Source organism: Pseudomonas sp. Q2-TVG4-2 (assembly GCF_013620795.1).
Classification (GTDB): domain Bacteria; phylum Pseudomonadota; class Gammaproteobacteria; order Pseudomonadales; family Pseudomonadaceae; genus Stutzerimonas.
The window spans coordinates 1-24,207 of record NZ_LGLW01000016.1 but is presented as its reverse complement, the minus strand read 5'-3'; the positions used below and the strand labels follow the sequence as shown (position 1 = coordinate 24,207).

The 24,207-nt window shown below is 58.9% G+C and carries 19 protein-coding genes and 4 pseudogenes; 13 read left to right on the top strand and 10 right to left on the bottom strand.

From position 1 onward, the window contains the following. From H3028_RS20410 to H3028_RS20400, 3 genes are all read left to right on the top strand, one after another. Complete coding sequence (locus H3028_RS20410) at nucleotides 1-1,041, top strand: chemotaxis protein CheB (protein WP_181299035.1); 1,041 nt, start codon at nucleotides 1-3, stop codon at nucleotides 1,039-1,041. Between the two features lie 26 nt (nucleotides 1,042-1,067). Further along, entirely contained in the window at nucleotides 1,068-4,664 is a 3,597-nt protein-coding gene (locus H3028_RS20405) for an EAL domain-containing protein (RefSeq protein ID WP_181299034.1), read from the top strand. Nucleotides 4,665-5,285: 621 nt separating this feature from the next. Further along, nucleotides 5,286-6,080, top strand: a complete 795-nt coding sequence (locus tag H3028_RS20400) for a hypothetical protein (protein WP_181299033.1) — start codon at nucleotides 5,286-5,288, stop codon at nucleotides 6,078-6,080. Nucleotides 6,081-6,255: 175 nt separating this feature from the next. Here H3028_RS20400 and H3028_RS21705 read toward each other — a convergent pair. Beyond that, nucleotides 6,256-6,384: pseudogene (locus H3028_RS21705) on the bottom strand (IS3 family transposase); the annotation flags it as partial. A 392-nt stretch (nucleotides 6,385-6,776) separates the two neighbouring features. Between H3028_RS21705 and H3028_RS20395 the strand changes: the two are divergent. Further along, nucleotides 6,777-7,754 (top strand): sensor domain-containing diguanylate cyclase, encoded by a 978-nt coding sequence (locus H3028_RS20395; RefSeq protein WP_181299032.1) that lies wholly within the window; start codon nucleotides 6,777-6,779, stop codon nucleotides 7,752-7,754. 524 nt (nucleotides 7,755-8,278) lie between these two features. On the opposite strand, the gene H3028_RS21700 is transcribed toward H3028_RS20395, so the two are convergent. The 3 genes and pseudogenes from H3028_RS21700 to H3028_RS21690 form a co-directional block, all read right to left on the bottom strand. After that, complete coding sequence (locus H3028_RS21700; RefSeq protein WP_375154442.1) at nucleotides 8,279-8,854, bottom strand: methyl-accepting chemotaxis protein; 576 nt, start codon at nucleotides 8,852-8,854, stop codon at nucleotides 8,279-8,281. Between the two features lie 9 nt (nucleotides 8,855-8,863). Then, a pseudogene (locus H3028_RS21695) lies at nucleotides 8,864-9,226 on the bottom strand (PAS domain-containing protein); the annotation flags it as partial. Between the two features lie 41 nt (nucleotides 9,227-9,267). After that, complete coding sequence (locus tag H3028_RS21690; protein ID WP_181299030.1) at nucleotides 9,268-9,591, bottom strand: PAS domain S-box protein; 324 nt, start codon at nucleotides 9,589-9,591, stop codon at nucleotides 9,268-9,270. A 290-nt stretch (nucleotides 9,592-9,881) separates the two neighbouring features. Between H3028_RS21690 and H3028_RS20380 the strand changes: the two genes are divergently transcribed. Continuing rightward, nucleotides 9,882-10,175, top strand: coding sequence for a hypothetical protein (locus H3028_RS20380; protein ID WP_375154440.1), 294 nt, complete (start codon nucleotides 9,882-9,884; stop codon nucleotides 10,173-10,175). Between the two features lie 75 nt (nucleotides 10,176-10,250). Beyond that, a pseudogene (locus H3028_RS20375) lies at nucleotides 10,251-10,661 on the top strand (alkene reductase); the annotation flags it as partial. Between the two features lie 305 nt (nucleotides 10,662-10,966). Here H3028_RS20375 and H3028_RS20370 read toward each other — a convergent pair. Then, nucleotides 10,967-12,931 carry a sigma-54-dependent Fis family transcriptional regulator gene (locus H3028_RS20370; protein ID WP_181299028.1) on the bottom strand — a complete coding sequence of 655 codons (1,965 nt, stop codon included), beginning with the start codon at nucleotides 12,929-12,931 and terminating at the stop codon, nucleotides 10,967-10,969. Nucleotides 12,932-13,264: 333 nt separating this feature from the next. On the opposite strand from H3028_RS20370, the gene H3028_RS20365 reads away from it, so the two are divergent. From H3028_RS20365 to H3028_RS20335, 7 genes are all read left to right on the top strand, one after another. Then, the gene (locus tag H3028_RS20365) at nucleotides 13,265-14,239 is read left to right on the top strand and encodes a phosphotransferase family protein (RefSeq protein ID WP_258237871.1); all 975 of its coding nucleotides are present in this window, start codon (nucleotides 13,265-13,267) and stop codon (nucleotides 14,237-14,239) included. Beyond that, a complete protein-coding gene (locus H3028_RS20360) occupies nucleotides 14,236-14,616 on the top strand; it encodes a DUF6285 domain-containing protein (protein ID WP_181299026.1) in 381 nt (126 codons plus the stop codon). The genes H3028_RS20365 and H3028_RS20360 overlap by 4 nt, the downstream gene beginning before the upstream one ends. Before the next feature lie 118 nt (nucleotides 14,617-14,734). Continuing rightward, nucleotides 14,735-15,904 carry an acyl-CoA dehydrogenase family protein gene (locus H3028_RS20355; protein ID WP_181299025.1) on the top strand — a complete coding sequence of 390 codons (1,170 nt, stop codon included), beginning with the start codon at nucleotides 14,735-14,737 and terminating at the stop codon, nucleotides 15,902-15,904. Continuing rightward, nucleotides 15,904-16,683 carry an SDR family NAD(P)-dependent oxidoreductase gene (locus H3028_RS20350; protein WP_181299040.1) on the top strand — a complete coding sequence of 260 codons (780 nt, stop codon included), beginning with the start codon at nucleotides 15,904-15,906 and terminating at the stop codon, nucleotides 16,681-16,683. Before H3028_RS20355 ends, H3028_RS20350 begins: the two co-directional genes overlap by 1 nt. Before the next feature lie 207 nt (nucleotides 16,684-16,890). Next, the gene (locus tag H3028_RS20345) at nucleotides 16,891-18,549 is read left to right on the top strand and encodes an acyl-CoA synthetase (RefSeq protein ID WP_181299024.1); all 1,659 of its coding nucleotides are present in this window, start codon (nucleotides 16,891-16,893) and stop codon (nucleotides 18,547-18,549) included. A 56-nt stretch (nucleotides 18,550-18,605) separates the two neighbouring features. Further along, nucleotides 18,606-18,929, top strand: coding sequence for a DUF485 domain-containing protein (locus H3028_RS20340; protein ID WP_181299023.1), 324 nt, complete (start codon nucleotides 18,606-18,608; stop codon nucleotides 18,927-18,929). A gap of 26 nt (nucleotides 18,930-18,955) precedes the next feature. Next, nucleotides 18,956-20,599 carry a cation acetate symporter gene (locus H3028_RS20335; RefSeq protein WP_375154441.1) on the top strand — a complete coding sequence of 548 codons (1,644 nt, stop codon included), beginning with the start codon at nucleotides 18,956-18,958 and terminating at the stop codon, nucleotides 20,597-20,599. Nucleotides 20,600-20,921: 322 nt separating this feature from the next. Here the strand turns inward: H3028_RS20335 and H3028_RS21495 are convergent, their stop codons facing one another. The 5 genes and pseudogenes from H3028_RS21495 to H3028_RS20310 all read right to left on the bottom strand — a co-directional run. After that, the gene (locus H3028_RS21495; protein WP_309109576.1) at nucleotides 20,922-21,578 is read right to left on the bottom strand and encodes a hypothetical protein; all 657 of its coding nucleotides are present in this window, start codon (nucleotides 21,576-21,578) and stop codon (nucleotides 20,922-20,924) included. Between the two features lie 76 nt (nucleotides 21,579-21,654). Then, on the bottom strand, nucleotides 21,655-21,957 hold the full coding sequence (locus H3028_RS20325; protein ID WP_181299021.1) for a DNA-binding transcriptional regulator: 303 nt from the start codon (nucleotides 21,955-21,957) through the stop codon (nucleotides 21,655-21,657). After that, nucleotides 21,941-22,324 carry a type II toxin-antitoxin system RelE/ParE family toxin gene (locus H3028_RS20320; protein ID WP_181299020.1) on the bottom strand — a complete coding sequence of 128 codons (384 nt, stop codon included), beginning with the start codon at nucleotides 22,322-22,324 and terminating at the stop codon, nucleotides 21,941-21,943. The genes H3028_RS20325 and H3028_RS20320 overlap by 17 nt, the downstream gene beginning before the upstream one ends. A gap of 109 nt (nucleotides 22,325-22,433) precedes the next feature. Next, nucleotides 22,434-23,636, bottom strand: a complete 1,203-nt coding sequence (locus H3028_RS20315) for a site-specific integrase (RefSeq protein ID WP_181299019.1) — start codon at nucleotides 23,634-23,636, stop codon at nucleotides 22,434-22,436. Between the two features lie 124 nt (nucleotides 23,637-23,760). Further along, a pseudogene (locus H3028_RS20310) lies at nucleotides 23,761-24,126 on the bottom strand (transposase); the annotation flags it as partial. Between the last annotated feature and the right edge of the window lie 81 nt (nucleotides 24,127-24,207).

Genomic DNA, 24,207 nt, shown 5'->3' with positions numbered 1-24,207 from the left:
ATGCGGGTGCTCGTTGTAGATGATTCGGTAGTCGTTCGCACGCTGCTCCAGGCCGTATTGGAAAGCAATGGGGCGGAGGTACGGGTGGCGGAGTCCGGTGAGCAGGCGCTGGAGATGCTTGAGCGTTATACGCCCGACATCGTCACCATGGATGTGCACATGCCAGGCATGGATGGTTACACCACCATTTCCCGCATCCTCAAGCAGTACGCGCTGCCGGTGGTTGTGCTGACGGCAAGCGCCAGTGCGGCGGATTCAGCAACCGCCATGAAGGGACTGGACGTCGGGGCGTTAGCGGTACTGGAGAAGCCCACCGGGCCGGATGCGCCGGATTTCGCTCAGCGCATCGATCAGCTAATGCGCACCTTGCGCGTCATGTCGCAGGTAAAGGTCGTCCGGCGGCATCGGCCGGTGACCGAACGGATCTCCGCTGCGCCAACTGCCTTGGTCGGCCAGGCAGCGATATCGGCGCCCAAGCTCGTGGCGATTGCCGCCTCTGCTGGCGGACCCGCGGCGCTCAAGGCATTGCTGCAGCGTTTGCAACCCGGCCAACCTTGGGCATTAATACTGGTGCAGCACATCGCACCGGGCTTTTTAACCAGCTTCTGCCAATGGCTGCAAAGTATTACTTCGATGTCCGTGGAAATTGGTCGTGATGGGCAGCTGTTACAGGCCGGTAGGCTGTATTTGACCCCTGATGGTCACCAGGTCGGGGTCGCCTCGGATCGCCGTTTGCGCCTGGAAGCATGCCAACCCGAGCAGGTGTTCTGTCCATCGGCCGACTATCTGTTCCATTCGGTCGCCAGGACGTTAGGCAGAGCGGCTATCGGCGTTCAGCTGTCGGGGATGGGGCGTGATGGTGCTGTCGGGCTGGCTGAGCTGAAGCGTGCGGGCGCGCTAACTTTAGTTCAGGCGCCAAGTGATGCGGTGATCGATTCGATGCCACTGGCCGCTATCGATCTGCAAGCAGCGTGCGAGGTTATGTCTGCGCAAGGAATTGCCGAAATGCTCAATACGATTGCGGTGCAATTGACAACATGAAAAAAGGACTGCGCCAGGAAGTGCTGATGAGTCAGACTGCGGAAATACTGATCGTCGAGGATAGTCCAACCCAGGCATTGGAGCTGCGCTATTTGCTCGAAACTGCCGGGTGCACGGTACGTGTCGCATGTAACGGCGTCGAGGCGTTGGCGAGGGTCGCAGAGCAGCTGCCGACGATCGTCATCAGCGACATCGTGATGCCTGAGATGGACGGCTACGAGCTTTGCCGGCGTCTTAAGAACGATCCGAAAACCTCGCAAATTCCTCTTATATTGGTCACCCACCTGAGCGATGCCATGGACGTCGTTCATGGTCTTGCGTCGGGCGCGGACAATTTCATCGTTAAACCCTACGACCAAAATTATTTGATGTCGCGCATCCGATACTTCTTGGTGAACCTGGAGATACGTACCCAGGAGCGGATGCAGATGGGTGTCGAAATCATGCTGGGCGGCGAGCGACACTTCATCACCGCCGATCGCCAGCAGATCTTCGACCTGCTTATATCTACCTACGAGCAGGGCATCCGGCTGAACATTCAGCTACAGAACAAGCATGACGAGCTCGCACACAGCAATCTCCTACTCAGTTGCCTGTTCGACTTTACCGCTGCCTTGAGTAATGGACGAAGCGAACGGGATGTAATCGAGGCTGCACTGGATCATATTCTGGACTTCCCCGATGCCAGTGGTGCCTGGCTAATGTTGGCTAATGCCGGCGGCGGCGAAGCTGCCGTGCAATTGGCAGGTGTGCGTGGGTATGAATTGGCTAAGGCGAATCACTCGTTGCAGCGTTGCATTGAAGACTGCACCTGCATGCAGGCCTGGCGCAGTCGGCGTCTGCTCACACCGGCCAATATTGAATCCTGCCCGGCACTGGAACACATCTCCGGCAGCAACATACACGCCGGCATACCACTCCTGCTTGGCGATGAATGTATCGGTATGCTCAACGTGCTGCGGCGCGATGCCGAACGTTGGCCCGAGGAGTCGCTTGACGTACTGACCTCGATTGGTCAACAGCTGTCTATGGCGCTTGGGCGGGCGAGGCTTTTTGCGAGCATGGAAGAAAAGGTTCAGCTGCGGACTCAGGCGCTGGCGCGCAGCGAATCGCTACTGCGCAGTGTTCTCGAGAGCTTGCCTGTCGGCGTCATGGTTGGCGACCGGGAAGGGAGGTTGGTGGATAGCAACGCCGAGTTTGGACGCATCTGGAGCTCCAGCCAGCCGCTTCAGAGTACCGATCAGAGTCGCTTCCAGGGCGCATGGGCTGAAACCGGCGAGTGCTTGACGGAAGAGGACTGGCCGGTGTGCCTTGCCGCCAGGCAGGGTAGGGAATTACGCGACCAGGTGCTGGACATCGAGGCGTTCGATGGCGCGCAGAAGACCATTATGGCTTCGGCAGTGCCGTTCCGCGACGAGCACGGATTCCCGCTCGGATCGATCTCGGTTATTCAGGACATCAGCGAACAGCGCCGCCGCGATATGAGCATGCGGATGCGGACCCGCGCAGTGGAAGCGAGCTTCAACGCCATCGTCATTACCGATAACCAGCAGCCGGACCAGCCCATCGTTTACGTCAACCCTGCCTTTGAGCGCATCACTGGCTACGGGAAGGAGGAAGTGCTGGGCAAGAATTGCCGCTTCCTTCTGGGGGATGACAGGGACCAGGTGGACCTTCTCTGTATCCGCCAGGCGCTGCTGACCGAACAGGAAGGCTCTGCAGTCATACGTAATTACCGGAAGGATGGGTCCGAGTTCTGGAACGAGCTCACCATATCCCCTGTAGTCAACGACCGGGGCAAAGTCAGCCATTTTGTCGGAATCCTTCACGACATCACCGAGGCCAAGCGCTACCAACAGGAACTGGAGCACCAGGCCAACCACGACGGGCTGACTGGTTTGGCGAATCGGAATCTGCTGAACGACCGCATCCAGCAGGCCATTGCCTTCTCCACACGTAATCAACACTCGTTCACGTTGGTCTTTATCGATCTGGATCGTTTCAAGGTCATCAATGACAGCCTTGGACACAACGTCGGCGATCGTTTGCTGAAGCTGGTCGCCGTGCGCCTTCGCGAATGTACGCGGGAGACCGACACGCTAGCCCGGCTTGGCGGTGACGAATTCGTCATCCTACTGACCGATAGCCGCATGGGTGCCGAGCAGATCGGCTGGCTGGAGCGGCTGCGCGCGCGTATAGCCGAGCCAATGATGCTCGATGGCCATGAACTGGTAGTGGGCAGCAGTATTGGCTTCTGCTGCTATCCGAACGATGGAGAGGATATCGATACGCTGCTGCGAAATGCCGACACTGCGATGTACCGGGCCAAGCACCAGGGCCGCAACCGCATCTGCGCCTTCATGCCCGAGATGAATGAACAAATCCAGAAGCGTCTGGTTCTGGAAAGGCAGATCCGCCATGCGCTACAGAACGCGGAATATCACGTGGTCTATCAGCCGCAGCTCGACCTGGTCAGTGGGCGGCTATGCGGCTTCGAGGCGCTGGTACGCTGGCAGCGCGAGGGGAGGTTGATTGCGCCGGACGAGTTCATTCCGCTGGCCGAAGAAACCGGTTTGATCGTGGGTATCGACTTCTATGTGCTCGACGTTGTGTGTCGGCAGCTGAGCATTTGGCGCGACGTGATGCACGGCGTGAGCGTGGCGGTGAATGTCTCTGCATTCACCTTGGCGGAGCCGGATTACGTCGAGCGGGTAGAGCGGGCGCTCGGACGACATCAGGTCACACCGAGCCTGATAAAGCTTGAGGTGACCGAGAGCTGTCTGATGACTGACGCCGATCAGGTCTTGGCCAAAATGCTTGCGTTGAGTGCGCTAGGTATCCAGTTCTCCATCGATGATTTTGGTACGGGATATTCCTCGCTTGGCTATTTAAAACGGTTTCCCTTCAGCCAGCTCAAGATCGACCGTAGCTTTGTGAGCGATATCCATCTAGATAAGGACAGCGCTTCACTGACACGCTCAATGATTTCTATCGGTCACAACCTGGGCATCAAGGTGATCGCCGAGGGCGTGGAAACGATCGAGCAAGTCAACTTTCTTCATCTCGCTGGCTGCGATGAATTGCAGGGCTACCACTATTCTTGTCCGCTGCCGGCTGAGGATTGCTTGACGTTCCTCACCAGCAGATCGAAGCTGCAGTTGCCTGCGCGCATCCTCGATGAACAAGAGCGCTATCTGCTGCTGGTTGATGAAGATCAAACCGTTCTCGATTCGCTGCAAAAGGCGTTGTGTCAGGAGACTTACCGAATTCTGACCGCCACCAACCCTCGCTTGGCGTTTTCCTTGCTGGAGTCGTATCCCGTAAAAGTAGTGGTGACAGGTCTGAGAACCGAGGAGACGAGTGGGCTAGAACTGCTTAGCCAGATCAGGATGTTGTATCCCGATGTCGGACGCGTTGCGGTTACCGACCCGGCCCAGGCCGGAACTGTTCTCAAGGCAGTTAATGAAGGGGTTGTGTATCGCTTCGTCATGATGCCTTGGAAACTGGATTCGCTCAGTTCCAAAATTCGGGACGCTTTCGAGCAGGGCGAGCTGATTCGCGAAAATATGCGAATGCGGATCCTATTGGCTAGTCAGCCGAACTTATTGGAAGCCAGCCGCTAGATGGCGGTACACAGGGCGCTCTATGAGATACCAAAACGGCTTTGTTCGCATCAGGTCTATTGAGAAAGCAAGCTAATCAGTGCTCTTTGCAGGCTATCTGTGCTCCTGACTGAGCCACTACAAGCGTTACGAGCGCTTACAGCAAAGATGACGCGGGTGGTCCGCTGGATCGCCCCGTGACACCGCACGTGCCGGTAGTCCAAACCATTCCATATCCGATACCTGATGTTTCGGGCCAAGCGTTTTTCGTGCTGCGCCGGCAGCGATGCCGATTGGTACCCGGCCGGCCGTCGATTCAGGCGCAAATGATATGGATGTCACGGCCGAGTTCATGCCCTAAGCGAGTTAGGTCTGGATGAGGCCGTTAACAATCTGACCAAGCAACGAACGAAGTTTCTCAAGCAAATGGAAAAGGCCGCAGCGCTTCGTGCCGCACACTAGTCGCTGTCGTTTGGCGGGTCCTTGCGCCAGCTACGGTTTTCGACCTTTCCCGGCTCACGCGAAACCAAAGGCCTACCATCCGTCTGATAAATGACGCCAATAACGTGGCAGCTCAATAAGTATGCTATGTTAAGCACGCCACGAATAGCCGTTATCGTCTCCGCTGGATATTTCGACCACATGAGTAAGTTCACGATGAAGCTGATCGTAGGCCTTTTGACTATCATTGTGTTCGGTCAGTGGATGTGGATAGCGCTCGACGAGCGTCCCTCGGTTTCTAGCTGCCCCGTCGTTGACCACGAGGGCCTCGCGCATCCAACTCCCATCGCCAACCCTCAGAACAATTCTAAGGATCCAACTTTAGCGTATGACGCTGCGCCCGGTCGTCAAGCGCGAACGGCCGAGCAGTACTCACCGGTCGTTGCAGGGCCTTCGAGCTTCAAACTTGCTTCCGCTTCCGCTTCCGCTTCCGCTTCCGCTTCCGCGCAGAGCAAGGTCCCTACGTCTGATGGCCATAACAGTTGGCCAGCGGCTTCTCTCAAACATATCAATCAGTCTTTAAAGGACTTGTCCGCAAAACTAAGGCATACCACTGTCGATGGCTTGATTGTAATAGCGATTCTAATGGGTGCTTTGTTATTGTCTTATTTTTGGGCGAAAAGGCCGTCACGCAACGTCGCGCTTTCGGCTTCCCCTGCTGAAGTATTTGTCGAGCCAAGAGAAGAACGGCAAAGCGGGTTATGGATTATCGAGGTCAATCTTGACGAAGCAAGCCGGCAAAAAATCTTTAGAGCGATTCGATTTATGGGGCTGCGCGTGCTCCGTCGAGGGAAGTACTCGCTGGCGCTAGGTAATTACACAGATAAAATCGAAGCATCAAGAATTGTACAAAAACTGTATAAAAGATATGGTGTTCGTGGCTGGCTTGTTGACGCACCGGCGAATTCGACTCGATCCGATCGGTTTAAGATTTGACCTCGATATAGGCAGCGCTACTATTTTCTTGCGTAACCTATTTCTGGGCCATGTTTAAGCGGAAGAACTCGTTCAGTTGACCCGCTCGGTAGATAACGCTGATGTATTCTGCAGGGTTTCAGCGACTCGGTGTCGCTGTGATTTAAAGAAAGCACGGAGATTACGTTCGATTGGGGCTGCGATACAGGCGCTCCATCGGCGAATTATCCCAGCAGTTTCCTCGACGGCGCATGGTCTGCTGCATCCGGTAGCGCCATCACCGCTGCCGGGACAGCCAGCTGGCGTATTGGCTCCCTGAACCGGACCGTTACCACCCAATCAATACCTTGGCGACGGCACTGGCGGTGCCAGCGATGCTATTGGCTAGCTAATCAAGACCTGGGCGAGGCGGGTCGCTAGAAAAAACGCTTGTATTGCCAAGAGAGGCCGGCTGCGACGAGGCACGCGGCTACCTGTTCACACGACCGATTGCTTAGCTCACGACCTTTAATAAAAGTTCGGCTGTATCCACCGTTGGGATAGTCGATGGCATTGGTGCTCATCGAGTGTAGGCAAACCCGCAGTCAGCGCAGTGGATAGTTGTAGCCGCCTTCGTGGCGCTGGGACGCGCTTCGCTGCTAGGATCACGGATATCTCTATTTTCGGTAACGCAATGCTCAGGCACCGCTGCACCCCGACGAAGCGCTACGACAATACATGCTCGACTGCCTGAATTTGCTCGACACGGCTGGGGACGTGTACCTAGATACGTTGGTGAGGGTCGCGCAGACCGCATTCGGCGTCGAAACGGTGCTGATTAGTCTCATCGACCGTGATCGTCAGTGGTTCAAGGCACGCCAGGGCATTGATATCAGCGAGACGCCCCGCGACATCTCGTTCTGCAGTCACACTATCTTGCAACCGGATTCGTTGATTGTGCCGGATGCGCTCGACGACCCAAGATTCAGCGACAATCCATTGGTCACTGCGGCACCGCGTGTGCGGCTGTATGCCGGACACCCGATTGTCATCAACGGATTTCCGATCGGCTCGCTCTGCCTGCTCCACCCTCGGCCGCGCCAGCTGAGCGATGCCGAGCAAGCGATGCTCAGAGATCTGGCGACACTCGCCGAGGGGTACGTGATTCAGCGGCTGCAGAACACCCATATTCGCACGCTATACGAGGCTCTGGATGCCGAACGCCTAAGGGCGATGACCGATCCACTTACACGTACCTGGAACCGAGAGGGGCTCGAGTACCTTGCCCCAGTTCTGCTCAGTGAAGCTGGCGCCAGCAACATGCAGCTGGGTGTGCTGTGCTGCGACCTTGATCATTTCAAGGCGATCAATGATCGCTACGGTCATGCCATTGGCGATCAGGTTCTGGTGCAGGCGGCCCTTAGGCTCAAGGCCGTGCTGCGCGCGGATGACTTGCTAATCCGCTTGGGTGGGGAGGAATTCGGAGTGCTGTTACTGGTGAACCAGACCGATGAGCTGGAGATACTGGCAGAGCGCGTTCGGCTGGCGCTACTTGACAAGCCAATGACCTGCGGGTCGGACGCAATCTCAATCACGGTCAGCGTTGGTGCAGCCATCAAGCGCGATGAGGAATTAATCGAGGGCACCTTCAGTCGTGCGGACCAGGCGATGTATCGGGCCAAGACAAACGGTCGAAACCGCATCGAGCTGGCCTGAGCAGGCCAGCGCCGTGACGTCGACGAGACCCAGCGCCTCGTTCAGCCGTTTGGTCAACTTTCCGTCCGTCCGTCCGTCCGTCCGTCTGCTCGCTTGGCTCCGCATGCCGGATCCCTTGGAGGCGGGCTCGCAGTGACAATGTGAAGGAAACTAGCAAGACTGCCCATACCCACCTTTTGGCACGGACAGCCAAGCGGGGCGGGCGGGCGCCAGCCGACCACGCGGAGTTGGATGATCCCAAAAGGGTGAGATGGCCTGCCAGCATGATGCGTAGCACGACAGCGCGGCCCGGCAATGCCGGGACACACCTTTAACCTCAGTCTCTAGCGTAGGCGGGGCCAAAGGTCAGGCGAAGCCGGCACTCGATTGATGTTTTTCGGCGAAGGTGAACATGCGCTGAGTGAGGCTCACGCCCCGCTGTGTAGCCAATAGCGCGTTGTGGCTTTTAGAGAACGGCGCATACCTGACGTGAAACCGCGAAGCGCTTTACACCTCGGTCGCTCGTGACCGGCGCGTTACCAGGACTACTTCAGCTCGTTAGTAAATCGCCCAACCGCGCCTACGACTTGCTTCGCGCCGTCCTGAATCTCGACTATCACCTCGCCGGCCTGGCTGGCCAGCCCCAGGCCTTGCGCCGCCTGCTCCCGGCTATTGATCATGTCTCGTACGGCTTCGTCGGCCAGCGCCTGATTCTGCTGAACCACGCTAACGATCTCTTCAGTAGCTGCGCTGGTGCGACCGGCGAGCTGCCTCACTTCGTCCGCCACTACGGCGAAACCGCGTCCCTGTTCTCCCGCTCGTGCCGCCTCGATGGCTGCGTTGAGTGCGAGCAGGTTCGTTTGTGCTGCTATGCCACCTATGGTCTGAACAATCGAACTGATCAGTAAGGATTGCTTGCCAAGTGCCTCGATGCTCTGCGTCGCCGACTCAACTTCCTCGGCGATCTTTTGCATAGTCTCGATCGTTTTCGTAACCACCGAGGCGCCTCGCTTGGCGGTGACATCCGTCTGCAACGAGATCTCGTAAGCGATGCCCGCTGCTTCCTTTATCTCCGCTTCGCGAGCGACCTGCTCGGTGATTACGCTGGCAAATTTTACAATTTTGCAGAGTTTTCCTTCTGTGTCATGGACGGGGTTGTAGGTAGCTTCCAGCCATACCTCACGGCCACGACTGTCGATACGCTTAAATCGATCCGCGACGAACTCGCTGCGATTAAGGGTCTGCCAGAACGATCTATACTGGGAGGAAGTAGCTTCTTCCGCGGTACAAAACATACTGTGATGCTTGCCGACAATCTGCTGGAGCGAGTACCCCATTGTTTGCAAGAACTGATCGTTAGCGGTTATTACTTTTCCATCCAGGCTGAATTGAATAACTGCGGTGGAGCGAAGTAAGGCCTTGATGAACCCCTCATTCGCCGTCGCCAGCTCTACCGCCTTGCTGACTTCGGTAGCGAAACCCTGGATATGCATGAGTTCGCCGCGTTCGCTCTTGATGGGGTGCCACTGAACGTTCAGCCACGCCAGACTTCATCGGCCCGAAGATACCGATAGTCATCACTGATTGGTTCAAACTTGGCTACCGCTGCCCTGAACTGTTGGAAACACGGCAGCGTTTTCACGTATGCGGGAGTGATTTCAGACATGGGCCGGCTCTGCAACTGTTCCGCAGCATAACCGAGGGTCCGCGCGAAGTTTTGGTTGAAAGCCGTGATGTTGAGCTCGTGGTCGAGAGTGATGGAAAGCCTATTCGAGCTCATCTGTTCGTACAGCTGACGCAGCCTGCATAGCTCTGCGCTTTGGTCTTGCAATTCCTTTTTCAAGCGGCTGTTAAACATGACGACACCTAGGACGACTGGGGGATTTTTTCTCTATCGGCACTCGCGCTGCCTTCTTAAGCGGTTCCGGTAAATATGCAGATACCTCCCGTGCAGCCTCACTCACCATAGGTTCATACAGCCGAGCAGGCGAATCCTGCGCTCAGGGCTGGCGCGACGGCATGGTCACTTTCATACATTTATTCGTGACTAGGCCATTCCCTTCGAATTGCAACCTTTGTCCCGGCAGAGGCCGGCGAACTGGCCGAGTGGCGGCGAGGCCATCGCTTAGCTGATCGTCGTGTCGATGGTTGCCTGGGGGACAACCAATAGGCCTGTTCGCCTGCAATCGCTGGATGACTGGCGAGACCGGGTATCCTGCCGAGGCGGTAAAGCAGATGCTGCCCGGCTTTTCGACTGACCATGGCTATCCGTCCTGGCCGACCAATCTGTGGTTGACCGCATTGCTGCAGCTGTTCCGACCACATACCGAGGCTTTGCTCGAGCATAGCGATCGGGTTGTCGAGGCCTGGCGGGCGGCGCACCCAGGAGAGGATGTCTTCGAGGACCGCGCGCTGGAGATCACTCGCTATCTGTCTCGGTGAATGAATGGTCGAGGCGCTGACCCAGGCCTGATGTGCGTTTGCGGAGGCCGTCCGGATAACTGAAGTAGGCCTGCCCAGGGCAAAGGCTACGCGTTCACGCCCGGTACTCACTCTGACGCTCAGGTCGAGGGTTGGCGTCAAATCACCACGGCAGTGCATGAGGCGGGCGGGCGCATCCACCTTCAAGTGTGGCACGTAGGGCGCATCTCTTATCCACAACTGCAGCCCTATGGCGAGACACCGGTTGCCCCTTCGGCGATCAAGCCCAAAGGCGCGCAAACCTTCATCACCGCTGAATCGGGGATGATTGATATCTTAGAGCCGCGAGCATTGACTACAGACGAAATTCCCGCAATGGTGGAGCAGTTCCGGATCGGCGCGGAGAATGCCAAGCGCGCGGGTTTCGATGGCGTGGAAATTCATGCCGCCAATGGCTATCTGATCGACCAGTTTCTTCGCAGCGACAGTAATCAGCGGACCGATGAAAATTGCGAGCGAGGGGAAGATGAACAGCACGGTGTTAAGCATGTGCAGCCTGCGGAAGACCAGCAGCAGGCCTCCGATCACCTCAAAAGCTTCTGGTAACGCTCCAACCGGCCCTGGGTCTGCAGGATCCAATGACAACCGCACCTGTGACGAGCGGCACCGATCACTTAGTCCAAAGGCGAGAAGCAGCAGCTATCGAAAATCGGCGAGCCGCCGCCCGCTGCCGTCTGCCGTGGCTCCGCTCCAATGGGGCGGCCAACACCCAAGATGGCATCTGCGTGACCCGTTGATGCCCTGAGCGCGGCTCACCTCGTACGCAATCTTCGCCAAAGCGTAGAGCGGCTGATGCCCAGTTGGCGGGCTGCACGCTCCAGGTTGCCTTGGCAGCTTTCGACCGTCTGCCTGATGTGTTGAAGCTCCGCCGCTTTGCCCAGCGCCTTGAGCGTCGGTTCGCCATTGTCTCTTGCGGATGTCATCACGGTGCTGCTCTGGTTGCCTTCGAAAAATTCGGGAATCAGCAGTGCCAGGCGCTGCTCCTCGATCGCCTCGCCCGTCATCAGGTCGGCCGCTGACAAGATGGCGCGCTCGGTAATGTTTTCGAGTTCGCGAATATTGCCTGGCCAGCTATAGGTTACGAAGTAGGGCAGCAATGCCTGCAATAGCTGCTCGGTTTTTTTTAGCGAGCTGTCGTCGAGGCTGAGCCGCTTAACGATGCCTTGTGCGATCAGTGCAATGTCCTCGGCGCGCTCGCGAAGCGGCGCAGTTTGCAGTCGAAGGATATTGAGTCGGTAGTAGAGATCCTTGCGGAACCGGCCAGCTTCGATCGAGGCGCGCAAATCATGATGAGTGGCGGCGATGATGCGCACATCAATGCTGGTCGGCTCGGTTGCGCCAAGGCGTGTCACTTCCTTTTCTTGCAGCACCCGCAAGAGTCGGGTCTGCAAGGAAACCGGCATGTCGCCGATCTCGTCGAGGAACACCGTGCCGCGATGGCCCACCTCGAACAGTCCGGGCTTCCCGCCCTTGCGTGAACCGCTGAACGCGCCTTCCTCATAGCCGAACAGCTCGCTTTCGAGCAGCGATTCCGGAAATGCCGCGCAATTAATCGCGACGAAGGGACCATGCTGCCGTCGACTGGCATTGTGGATGCCCTGAGCCAGGAGCTCCTTGCCGGTGCCGCTTTCGCCGGTAATAAGTATGGTCGAATGAGTAGCCGCGTAGTGCTCGGCCAATCGGAGTAGTTCACGGTGCGCATGATTGCTCCCGCTGATCTGGTCGAGCCGATATCTAGCCGCTAGCTGCGAGGGGCGAATGGTCGAGCGGATGCGCCGGTCGGCGCGCTGCACGGCCGAGGCCTCCATGCAGGTCAGCACGAGGCCGGTGCGCTGGCCGTTTTCCAGGATCGGCAGGATGTTACAAATTACCGAACGGGCGCCCAGCCGAATCACTTTGTTTTCTTCACCGATACCGCTGCGCAGCGCGTCCGCAACGTCGATGGCAGGGTTGAGCTCATGGAGCGGACGACCGAGCGCGAGGTTCGCCTGCACGCCCAGCAGTTGCTCCAGGGCAGGGTTGATTGAGCGGACGATACCGTTGTTGTCCAGCGCCGCGACCCCCGTGGGTATGTGCCGCAACACGCCATCGAGATGGCGCCGCTTGGCGATCTCGATTCGTTGGCTATGCAGGATGCCGAGCGCTTCCTCCAGTGCCTTGCGCGCCGTGTCGGCGCTCACGGACAAGACGCCATGCAGCCCGTCTTGTTCGGCCAGTTCAACCACAGTGGATGAGCCGATTATTGTCTCGCAGCCCAACTCGCGCATCCGTTGAACCGCCTTCCGGGCACCTTCCAGGGTGGTATAGGAGGCTTGCTCCACCTGTACTGTCAACAGTGGGGCCACGGATTTGAGCTCAAGGTTGATGTGGTTGTAGCTGACGATCGCGATCTGGGCTGAGCGGGCGCATGCCTGATCGAGCGACCTGAGCAGATCCGAGCCGCCGACCCGCATCGATAACACAGGACGGGTCAGGTGTTTGCGAAGGTAGGCGGCCGTCGCGCCAGCACATATGAAGACATCGACCTGGCCACGTTTTTCCAGATCTGTGGCGGTTTGTAGCGCTTCATAAACGGAGGTATCGATCACGCGGATGGTCGTTTCGTCCGCATAGTCGGGCATCACGCTACGTACCACCTGCGCCAGACGGCTCGATTGAGCTGGGCGCTGTAGGTGGCTGATGAGCACGACGATTTGCGGGCGTGGCAGTGTTTCCATGAAAGCAAACCCTTTCGTTACTGAAGTGTTTTTTTCAACTATGAATGAAATCGTTTCATAAGTGAAATGGAAACCGGTAAGCCATTGTCGCGAAGATTGCCAGGTGGCTGCTGAAAGCCTTGCTATCAGCGGCTTTGAAGCGTCTTTGTTAAAGCCGAGCAGCATTGGCCCGACGCTTGCTCTGTTCTCTATAGCCGTAAGCGAGACCCCGACAAAAAAGCTAAAGGGCAGGCGCATCGACTCATGAGCAATCTGAACGAGGCAACAAAGGCGGCATCGGCCCGGGCCGATGCCGAACTGAATAAGAGCCGTCTGGAACCCGTCATACAGGAAATGACATTCGCGCAGCGTGTCAGCATCGACAGCTGCCGACGCCTGTCAGGTGGGGCGATTCAAGAGAATTGGCTGCTGGAGGTCCATCTGTACGGCGGGCCGTGGGCGGGAAAGCATCGCTGGGTACTGCGAACCGATGCCGCATCGGCGGTGCAGGCCAGCCTGAGCCGCGCCCAAGAATTCGCGGTGCTGTCAGTGGCCTACCAAGCCGGGGTCAAAGTGCCTCGGCCGTTGTGGCTGTGCGACGACCCAGGCGTGCTCGGACGGGCATTCTTCCTGATGGAGATGGTTCCGGGCGTGGCCGCGGGGCATGTTCTCACCGGAAAAACCGCTGGTGCCGCCAGCAATGCGCGACTCGCTGAGGAGCTGGGCGCGAACCTTGCGCACCTGCACAGTATCGAGCCGCCACGAGCCGAACTAGGTTTTCTGCCGATGCCCGATGGTTCGCCGGCGCTGGCTGCCATAGCGGCTTACCAGAACTTTCTCGACACGCTCGAACAGGCGTTCCCGGTGCTGGAATGGGGCCTGCGCTGGTGCCAGCTCAACGCACCGAAGCATGCCTCGGTATGCCTGATCCATCGTGATTACCGCACCGGCAATTACCTGGCTCATGACGGTGAATTAACCGGCGTGCTGGACTGGGAGTTTGCCGGCTGGGGCGATGCCCGCGAGGATTTGGGTTGGTTCACCGCGCGCTGCTGGCGCTTCGCCAGGCCCGATCTGGAGGCCGGCGGCATTGGTCGTCTGGAAGACTTTCTCGCCGGTTATGAAAGCCACTCGCAACGTCGTGTAGATCGGCACGAGCTTGTCTACTGGCAAGTCATGGCGACTCTGCGCTGGGCAATCATTGCCCTGCAGCAGGCCCAGCGGCATCTGTCGGGCGAAGAGACCTCGCTTGAGCTCGCGCTGACAGGGCGGCTGGTCCCTGAACTCGAGCTCGACATTCTGCGCCTGACCGGGGGATTCGACCGATGAGCGACCGCCTTGATGCCTGCGAACTATTGAACGTGGCGCGGCAGACGCTGCTGGAAAAACTCCTACCCGTGCTGCCTGCGGACCTGCGCTACGAAGCGTTGATGATTGCCAACGTCATGGCGATGGCCAGGCGCGAATACCAGCTGGCTGCTCAGACCGAGCATGCCGAAATGGACGCTTTGCAGTGCCTGTCGATCAGCCAGGCCGGTATCTCCGAAAACCTAGACGCAGCGCGGCGACAGGTTGCCGGTGCCATTCGCGCGGGCCATTACGACACGGCATGCCCCAGCCAGAACGAGCTGCTGCGGTCTCTCGAGCGGGTCACGTTGGGCCGGTTGGCGATCAGCAACCCTAAGGTGCTCGGCAATGAGCGTTAACTGGCAGTTGATCTTTGGCAGCTTCCGGCCGACGGGCCACGACGCGGGCCGCTTGCGCCGCGCCCACCGATAACCGTACTGCACCGATAACCGCACTGCACCGATAAGAAGGACAACCATGAATTTCACGATCCCTGATGAGTTGCTGGCCTTGCAGGAAAAAACCCGGCGCTTCATCGCCGCCGAGGTGATCCCCATGGAAGGCGATTCCCGAATGACACCGCACGGCCCATCCGAAGCCCTGCGCCAAGAGCTAGTGGAAAAAGCGCGCAAGGCCGGGTTGCTTTGCCCCCACGCCAGCCGCGAAATGGGCGGCCAAGGGTTGACCCACGCGGCGAAGGCGATCGTTTTCGAGGAGGCCGGATATTCGCCACTGGGGCCCGTGGCGCTGAACATCCATGCTCCCGATGAAGGCAACATCCATTTGATGGACATCGTCGCCACCGAGGCGCAGAAGGATCGTTGGCTCAGGCCCTTGGTGCAGGGCCGCATTCGCTCCTGCTTCGCCATGACCGAGCCGGCACCGGGCTCTGGCTCCGATCCGTCAATGCTGAACACCACGGCGGTGAAAGACGGCGATGATTACCTCATCAGCGGCCTCAAATGGCTGATCACCGGCGCTGACGGGGCCGGATTTGTGATCATCATGGCGCGCATGGAGGACGGCAACGCCACCATGTTCCTGTCGGATATGCAGCGCCCCGGCATCATCCAGGAGCGTCAGCTCGATTCCCTCGACAGCTGCTTCACCGGCGGACACTCGGTATTACGCTTCGACAACCTGCGTGTCCCAGCCAGCGATGTGCTCGGTGAAGTCGGCAAGGGCTTTCGCTACGCCCAGGTGCGGCTGGCTCCGGCACGCCTGACTCACTGCATGCGCTGGCTGGGCGCGGCGCGGCGGGCCAACGACATCGCGTGCGACTATGCGCGCAGTCGCCACTCGTTCGGCAAACCCCTGGGCGAACACCAGGGGGTCGGCTTCATGCTGGCCGATAATCAGATGGATCTGCACGTTACTCGCCTCGCTGTCTGGCACTGCGCCTGGGTTCTGGACGAGGGTCAGCGCGGCAACATTGAATCGAGCCTGACCAAAGTGATCAGCTCCGAAGCGCTCTGGCGGGTCGTGGATCGTTGCGTGCAGATTCTGGGTGGCAGGGGAGTGACCGGCGAAACTGTCGTCGAGCGAATTTTTCGTGACATCCGTCCGTTCCGTATTTATGACGGCCCCAGCGAAGTTCATCGCATGAGCCTGGCAAAGAAAATAATCGATCGCCGGGGGGAGTCATGATGCGCGAACCAATCGCCAGCCTGTTCGATCTCAAAGGCCGTCGTGCCCTGGTAACCGGCGCTTCCAGCGGGCTGGGTCGGCACTTTGCCCACACGCTCGCGGCCGCCGGCGCCGAAGTGGCAATCGCCGCCCGCCGCATCGAACAGCTACAGCAGGTCGTCGCGGACATCGAGACCAGCGGCGGCACGGCACGCGCCTTCGCGCTGGATGTGACGAGCCGTGCAGCGGTCACTAGCTGTCTCGACTCGATCTGGCAAGGTTTCGGCCCGCTGGATATCGTCGTCAATAACGCAGGTGTCAGCGACACCAAGAATGTCTTCGCATACCAGGATGAAGACTGGGATCTTATTCTCGACACCAACCTCAAGGGCGCGTGGGCAGTCGCCCAGGAAGCGGCCCGGCGAATGGTCGAGCGGGAACAAGGCGGCAGCCTGATTAATGTCACCTCCATTCTGGCCAGCCGCGTTGCCGGTGCGGTAGGCCCTTATTCGGTGGCGAAAGCTGGGCTGAGCCAACTGACACGATCGATGGCTCTGGAGCTGGCGCGTCATGGCATCCGGGTGAACTCGCTCGCCCCCGGTTATGTGAAAACCGAGCTGAACGCCGAGTTCCTGCATAGCGAAGCCGGGGAACGGTTGCGGGCACGAATACCGACCCGTCGCTTCTGTGATTTCGGCGATCTCGACGGCGCCTTGCTGCTGCTCGCATCCGATGCCGGCAAAGCCATGACCGGCTCCGAGATCGTCGTGGATGGAGGACACCTGTGCAGCGGCCTGTGAGCCTGTATCTCGCTTGCGCGCTGCGTGTTGGCGGCGAATGAAACGCTAGGCCCTCTAGCCGCCGCTTGAGCTCCAGACAAGAACAACAGGCCTGAACGGCCAGGAGGATCGCATGCATCAGCTCATTGTTCTGCCCGTGGACCTTATAGCTCCCGAATCGAATCGTAGGCGCACCGCGGCGTGCCGCATATCCGGAGGACGGGCTCTATGACCCACTCGATGTTTGAAGCGGATCTAGGGCGTAACGCCGCCAATTACGTGCCGCTGACACCGGTATCCTTTCTCAAACGCGCCGCTCATATCTATCCCGAGCGTATCGCCGTCATTCATGGCCAGCGCCGTTACAGTTACCGGCAACTTCACGAGCGCTGCCGCCGGCTCGCCAGCGCCCTGACGGGAGCAGGAGTCGAAGCGGGGGACAGGGTGGCTGTATTAGCGCCCAACGTGCCGGAGATGCTGGAAGCTCACTATGGAGTTCCTGGAGCAGGTGCGGTGCTCGTCAGCATCAATATCCGCCTTGAACCTCAAACCATCGCTTTTATTTTGCGCCATTCCCAGGCCAAGGTTTTGATCTGCGACCGGGAATTCAGCGCCACGGCAGAGCAAGCCCTGGCCGAGTTGGAAACGCCTCCGCTCGTGGTAGATATCGACGATGCTCAGGCGAGTGGCGGACGGTTGATTGGTGAACTGGATTACGAGGCATTTCTCACTCGGGGCGCAGCAGCACGCGAACTCATGCTACCTGCAGATGAATGGCAATCCATTGCGCTGAACTACACCTCCGGCACCACTGGCAACCCCAAAGGCGTTGTGCTGCATCATCGCGGCGCCTACCTCAACGCCTGCGCCGGCGCGCTGGTTTTCCAGCTAGGACCCCGTAGCGTCTACCTTTGGACGCTGCCGATGTTTCACTGCAACGGCTGGAGTCACACATGGGCGGTGACACTCTGTGGTGGCGTCCACGTTTGCCTGCGCAAGGTCCAGGCGGGCCCCATCTACGCGGCGATCGCCGAGCATGGCGTGACCCACCTGAGCGCGGCGCCGATAGTGTTGTCGATGCTGATCCATGCCGATGAACAGTTCGAGCGCCGCCCCGGACAACCGGTGGAGGTGATCACCGGCGGCGCGGCGCCGCCGACAGCCGTACTCGCGGCCATGGAGGCGCGCGGCTTCAGCGTCACCCACGGCTACGGCATGACCGAAAGCTATGGGCCGTCCACGTTATGCCTCTGGCAACCTGGAGTGGACGAATTGCCACTGGCCGATCGCGCGATTTTCACCAGTCGTCAGGGTGTCATCCATCCAATGATGGAGGACGCCACCGTGCTGGATGTCGACAGCCAACAGCCGGTGCCTGCCGATGGCCAAACGCTTGGGGAGCTGGTGATGCGCGGCAACACGGTGATGAAGGGCTACCTGAACAATCCAGAGGCAACCCAGGCCGCCTTTGCCGGGGGCTGGCTGCACACTGGCGATCTGGCAGTACTGCATCCGGACGGCTACGTGGAGATCAAGGACCGCTCGAAGGACATCATCATTTCCGGTGGCGAGAACATCAGCTCGCTGGAAATCGAGGAAGTGCTCTACCAGCATCCGGATGTGATGGAAGCGGCGGTGGTGGCGCGGCCCGACGAGCATTGGGGCGAAACGCCGCATGCCTTTGTCACGCTGCGGGCTGGCGCGGCCGATAGAACCCAGGCCGAGGATCTGATCGCCTGGTGCCGCTCGCGGCTTGCGCATTTCAAGGCGCCGCAACACGTCTCGATGGTCGAGTTGCCTAAAACATCCACAGGCAAGATCCAGAAATATCTGCTGCGTGAATGGGCGAAATCTGCCAAGGAAGTCTCGGCAGAGGCAGAGCACTGAGCCTTTCGGCACAGATAACGAACAACAACAATGCTGGCGTTTCCGAGAGGTGTCCTATGTCCAATCCCTTATATGCACGCGTCCGTCGTCATTCCGTTTTCAGCGAACTGGTAGCCAGACGCAACCGCCTGACGGCAAGCTTGCTTGCCATCATCGTGGTAACGTTCTGCACCTACATGGGTCTTGTGTCCTACTGGCCGGAGCTAATTGGCCGCCGCCTTTCTGAAAACTCCAACCTTACGTTCGGTGTCCTGGCTGGCGCCTTTCTCTTCGTCTTTTTCTTTCTGATGGCCTGCCTGTATGTCTACAGGGCCAACGGCGTGTTCGATGTCATGACGCGGGATCTGATCGCTCAGGTCGAAGGGGAGGATCGCGCATGAAATTCGCCCCGCGCATCGCTCCCTTCATGGCTCTCAGCCTGGCCGCCTCGGCGTCGGCAGTCGCCGCTCCCGCCATCGAAACGGCCGGCCGGCAACCGCTCAACTTACATGCGATCAGCATGTTTCTGCTTTTCGTCTGTTTCACCCTGGTCATCACCTACTGGGCGGCCAAACGCACCCGTTCGACTTCCGATTTCTACAGCGCCGGCGGCGGTATCACCGGTTTTCAGAATGGTCTGGCGCTGGCGGGGGACTATATGTCCGCCTCGACGCTTTTGGGCATCACTGCGCTGATCTACACATCGGGCATGGACGGCTATATCTATCTGATCGCCTTCTTCGCCGGCTGGCCTGTTCTGCTGCTGATGATGACCGAGCGGCTGCGTAATCTTGGCCGTTACACATTCGCCGATATAACGTCCTACCGTCTCAATCAGGGTCAGGTGCGAACCATGGCGGCGATCGGCTCGCTCACCGTGGTTTGCTTTTACCTGGTGGCGCAAATGGTGGGAGCCGGCCAGCTGATAAAGCTGCTGTTCGGACTCGACTACCAGATCGCGCTGTTCCTGGTGGGTGCGCTGATGATGCTGTACGTGACCTTCGGCGGCATGGTTGCTACGACCTGGGTACAGATCATCAAGGCGTTTTTGTTGCTCATCGGCGGCACGGCAGTGATGGTGCTGGCCATGCGCGAATTCGACTTCAGTTATGACAAGCTGGTGAGCCAGGCCATGGACGTGCACAAGCTTGGTCCGCAATTGCTGGCCCCGGGAAGCCTGCTTGCCGACCCGCTCACGGCCTTGTCCCTGAGCCTGGGTGTGGTGTTCGGCACTGCCGGGTTGCCGCATATCCTGATGCGCTTCTTCACTGTCAGCGACGCCAAGGAAGCCCGCAAGTCGGTGCTTTACGCCTCAGGCTTCATTGGCTATTTCTTCAATGTCATCTTCTTGCTTGGCCTGGCTTCAATTGTCATTGTCAGCCAGAACCCACAGTTCTTCGAAGGAGGGGAGGTTGGCGGCACGCTGATAGGCGGTGGCAACATGGTCGCCATGCATCTGGCACAGGCGGTGGGCGGTGATTTTCTGCTCGGTTTCCTCTCGGCGGTAACCTTCGCCACCATCCTCGCCGTGGTGTCCGGGCTGGCCCTGGCGGGCGCCTCGGCCATCGCTCACGATCTCTATGCACGGGTCATCAAGAAAGGAACGGCGAGCGAAGCACAGGAATTGCGGGTAACTAAGTTCGCGACATTGACGCTCGGGGTCATCGCCATTGGGCTGGGCATCGTTTTCGAGACAACCAACGTGGCGTTCATGGTCGCGCTGGCCTTCGGAATTGCGGCCTCGGCGAATTTCCCGGTGCTGTTCCTTTCGATGTTCTGGCGCGGCCTGACGACGCGTGGGGCGTTGGCAGGCGGTTACCTGGGCCTGATCAGCGCAGTGGCATTCGTAGTGCTGTCCAAATCGGTATGGGTGGACGTCTTTGGATTTGCCGAGGCATTGTTCCCTTATACCCAGCCGGCACTGTTCTCCATGCCCCTGGCATTCGGTGCTGCCTACCTTGTGTCCAGGCTCGATCACAGCCCTCAAGCCAAGGCCGAGCGAGAGGCATTCGAGGATCAGTACGTGCGTGGCCAGACGGGTATCGGAGCCACGACGGCTTCCGCTCATTAGATCGTGGGGCGAAGGTAAACGTGCGATCAGTTTGAAACACCAATCGCGCCGTCAACTGTCGCGACGCTGCGAATCGCTGCGTGTAGTGGCTGACTGCGAGAAGGTATCCAGGCCCATTCGTTTACCCGCCACGATTCTTCACGATCGAGGTGATCTGCGGCAGGCGCAGCGATCGCTGGGCATTGGCATACAGGAACCAGTTATCGTTGAGCGCCTAGCCGACGTTCCGGCCGGGCAACCACTCCTCCGCGACGGTTTCCTGTTCGGCGCTGCTTACGCCATCGGCGCACCACATGCGCGCCAGATACTGGCTGTAGTTGCCCTATTCGCGGTCGGTATCGCCCTCGAAACGGTCCAGGTCTCGGGTCGACTGGCGTCTGTCAACCTTGTAATCGACGACGCTGAGTGCGCCGGCAAGAACCATGTCTGCCTTGTAGCGCTGCACACCGAAACTCAGGGCGCGCAGGTCGTCGATATCCCACTGGCACGCAGCCGGAAATATAGAGGATCGCTTTTTCTGCAGTGGCGTGGCGGAACATGAGGAGCGCGATAGGGCAGCCTTGGCGCTAATAGAAGTGGTTTTGGCGCGGCAGTAGTTCACCGCTTCTGCGTGCACGGCCCGACTTCCAGGGCCGTGCTTGAGTCGTCCAGCTAGGGCGCGTGGCATAGAGCGCCGTGGCCTCGTCGGCGTGCCCGACTCTGCCGTCTTCGCGCACGTAGAAACCGGAGAAGGCAAGGACGACATTGAGTTCGTCGCGCCGCCACGAGAACGATCGCGGGCGTAGCTCACCGGGTTCATCGCGCGATTGATGAACATGATGAGATGGTTGCCGACCTGGTGCCGGTTCTGTGCGCCGACCAGCGCATTGAACAATCGCTTCCGCTTGGTCATGCCGGGCGACGTATCGGTAACCTCGATTTCTTGCAGCAGCCGCTCGATCTGCATGCCGCTCTGGCCGCGCTCGGTAACCGCGAGCACGCGGCATGTGGCTTCAAGGTGCCTGTGAGCTGAAAGGGTCAATTCGCGTCGCTGATGCCTACCTCCCTCGTCAGCATCAGATGATGGCCTGCAAGCCCTTGTCGGCGATGACGTTGAGCAGCTTGAGGGCCGGCCCGGTGGGATGGGTGTCACCTTGCTCCCACTTGCGTACGGTCGAGGCCGATGTGTGCAAATGAAGAGCGAACACCGGCTGGCTGAACTTCAAGGCTTCGCGCAGGCCTTTGATGTCGGCAGCGCTGAACTCCCGTACCGGTGGCGGGCAGATAGCCTCGAACTCGCGCATCGTTACCTTGCTGATTGCTCCCGCTTCGTGGAGCGCAGCTAAGTCGCCACGTAGGGATTCAATGATCTTGCTCACAATGCACCTCCACTAACACGCCTGAATGCAACGCCTTCGACAAGGTTTCGGCGGACAGTTCCAACAACACCTTGCCGGCGAATTGCAGCGCTTTCTTCTCGTTCTGTGTGATGTTCGCCTTGTCGCTCTTGGGAAACCCATGCAGAAATACATAGCGGCTGCCGACTCGGGCCGACAGCAAGGTGCGGTAGCCGCCGCTCTTGCCGCCGCCTGGACGCGCCACCCGTTTCTTGTAGAGGTGGCCGCCCAGGTCCGCGTCGATCAGGCCACCTTTCATCTCCTTGACAGCCTTGCACAAGGCGGCGTCGGGTAGCTTCTCGTCCGCCTGCCACCGAGCAAATTCCTTCCGCTTGAAGATGCAGGTCATCTCCACCTCCGAACTATACCCGTAACGGGTATGGTTTTCCAAGTGTAGGCGCGCGGCGCGGACGGGGAAGGGTGGCGAGACGGAGACACCGCTTGGTACAGGTCACTGATCATATGGTTGCCTCTTTCGAGTTTTGGCTAGCACCGATAACCGTCTTGCGTCGGTGTGCCACCAGTTCGGCTGCCTTGCGCACCGGGTCGTCTTCGGTATGGACGTAGCGCATGAACATTGCCACGGTTTTGTGCGCAGTCAGCGCCATGCCGACCTTGACCGAGATACCGGAGTTGGCGATGTCGGTGGCCGAGCGATGACGGATGCCGTGGCTGCCCACTCTCGGCACACCGGCGCGATCGAGGATGCGCCGCCAAGCGTTGTAATAGGCGTGGGGGCTGAGTGGTTTGTCGCGGTTACGTGTCGCAGGGCAGACGTAGAACGAATTGCCGTAGCGAGGCGCTTTTTCAAGCAGGCGGCGGACTTCCATGCTCAAGGGTTTGGACATATCGCAGGTCTTGCTATCCGGCCAGACGACCCGGCTGTTCGGCAGGTCGAGCCAGTCCCATCGCAGCAGCAGAATTTCTGACATGCGGGCTGCGAATTCGAACTGGAGGCGGATAGCCAGGAGGTAGGTCGGATGTTCCAGCTCCTCGGCCTCCGCCTTGTCCAGATAGGCAAACAGCTTGACCATTTGTTCGTCAGTGATAAGTCGGGTTGAGCCTTTCTCCGGGTACTTGGATACGTGACGGCATGGATTCGAGCCATCGGCTCGGTAGCCCCACAGCTCAGCCAAGTTGAACATTTTCCGCACGCAAGCCAGTACCCGATTGGCCTGCGTCGGGGATTTCTCCATGCACTTCATCAACGCCGTGATGTCGTGGCGCGTTACTTCGTGGGCCTTCTTGCTACCGAAGGCTGGGACGATGTATCTGTCGATATGGTACCGGTAGCTATATTGCGTGCTCGGCTTGTTGCGCACCTTGGAGTGATCTTCCATGAATCGGTTGCAGAGTTCCTTGACCGTCGGCGCCCTGCGAGCCTCTGCCTTGTCGTGTCCGGGATCGCCGCCGCGCCGGACTTCGGCCAGCCAGTCCTGCGCCAGTGAACGGGCCTGTTCGACGGTCAGCTCGCCGAACTGGCCGAGTGCCGGCTTGCGGCGCACGCCAGAGTTCGTGCGGTACTGAAGCATGAACACCTTTCGCCCGGTTGGTGTAACTTTGCACAAGAAGCCCGGAACGATCGTGTCCCGAAGCTCAACGTCGCAGGTTCGTGCTTGAGCCGTGGCAACAACGCTTTTTGTCAGCTTGATCTTCGCCATGGTGTGCTCCTGAAAGCCCCAATCCCAAGGGCCTGCTAGGAGCCAGGCGAAAGAGGGTCGGGGCGGTTTGCGTAGCGCACCGGCATATGATCCAAAACGTGGGCTCTGCGGAAAACCTGCTGCAGCAAGCTGTATCCAAGCCGAGAGAATGCCCGGTGCGGAACTCATGCTGTCGCTTGAAATCCGGCATCAACCGCCCAGTCAGCCACATCAGTTCGACGTTGCGCTGAGTCTCTCGCTCAAGGCGCCGACTCGATTGAATACGGTTGAGATAGCCGTAGATATAGACCTTCAGCAAGATCGCAGAGTGGTAAGCAGGCCGGCCTGTATCCGCTGGAGTTGCGCTTTCAAAACCCAACGAAACCAGGTCGAGTTCATCAACGAAGACATCAACCACTCGCACCGGATTGGTATCGCTGACGTAGTCGTCAAGGCATTCAGGGAGCAACGTACTATTGCCTCGATGCTCGCCTTGAATGAAGCGCTTCATGGTCGACCCTTACGATGAATCCTCGAAATAATAGCAAGGGTTTGATCAGACGTTTTTACACACTCTGGGCCAGAAGCGGCC

Bases quoted from the DNA above. Each gene is read 5' to 3' on its own strand.
- H3028_RS20410 (WP_181299035.1), top strand. From the start codon at position 1: ATGCGGGTGCTCGTTGTAGATGATTCGGTAGTCGTTCGCACGCTGCTC.
- H3028_RS20405 (WP_181299034.1), top strand. From the start codon at position 1,068: ATGAGTCAGACTGCGGAAATACTGATCGTCGAGGATAGTCCAACCCAG.
- H3028_RS20400 (WP_181299033.1), top strand. From the start codon at position 5,286: ATGAGTAAGTTCACGATGAAGCTGATCGTAGGCCTTTTGACTATCATT.
- H3028_RS20395 (WP_181299032.1), top strand. From the start codon at position 6,777: ATGCTCGACTGCCTGAATTTGCTCGACACGGCTGGGGACGTGTACCTA.
- H3028_RS21690 (WP_181299030.1), bottom strand. From the start codon at position 9,591: ATGTTTAACAGCCGCTTGAAAAAGGAATTGCAAGACCAAAGCGCAGAG.
- H3028_RS20370 (WP_181299028.1), bottom strand. From the start codon at position 12,931: ATGGAAACACTGCCACGCCCGCAAATCGTCGTGCTCATCAGCCACCTA.
- H3028_RS20365 (WP_258237871.1), top strand. From the start codon at position 13,265: ATGACATTCGCGCAGCGTGTCAGCATCGACAGCTGCCGACGCCTGTCA.
- H3028_RS20360 (WP_181299026.1), top strand. From the start codon at position 14,236: ATGAGCGACCGCCTTGATGCCTGCGAACTATTGAACGTGGCGCGGCAG.
- H3028_RS20355 (WP_181299025.1), top strand. From the start codon at position 14,735: ATGAATTTCACGATCCCTGATGAGTTGCTGGCCTTGCAGGAAAAAACC.
- H3028_RS20350 (WP_181299040.1), top strand. From the start codon at position 15,904: ATGCGCGAACCAATCGCCAGCCTGTTCGATCTCAAAGGCCGTCGTGCC.
- H3028_RS20345 (WP_181299024.1), top strand. From the start codon at position 16,891: ATGACCCACTCGATGTTTGAAGCGGATCTAGGGCGTAACGCCGCCAAT.
- H3028_RS20340 (WP_181299023.1), top strand. From the start codon at position 18,606: ATGTCCAATCCCTTATATGCACGCGTCCGTCGTCATTCCGTTTTCAGC.
- H3028_RS20335 (WP_375154441.1), top strand. From the start codon at position 18,956: ATGGCTCTCAGCCTGGCCGCCTCGGCGTCGGCAGTCGCCGCTCCCGCC.
- H3028_RS20320 (WP_181299020.1), bottom strand. From the start codon at position 22,324: ATGACCTGCATCTTCAAGCGGAAGGAATTTGCTCGGTGGCAGGCGGAC.
- H3028_RS20315 (WP_181299019.1), bottom strand. From the start codon at position 23,636: ATGGCGAAGATCAAGCTGACAAAAAGCGTTGTTGCCACGGCTCAAGCA.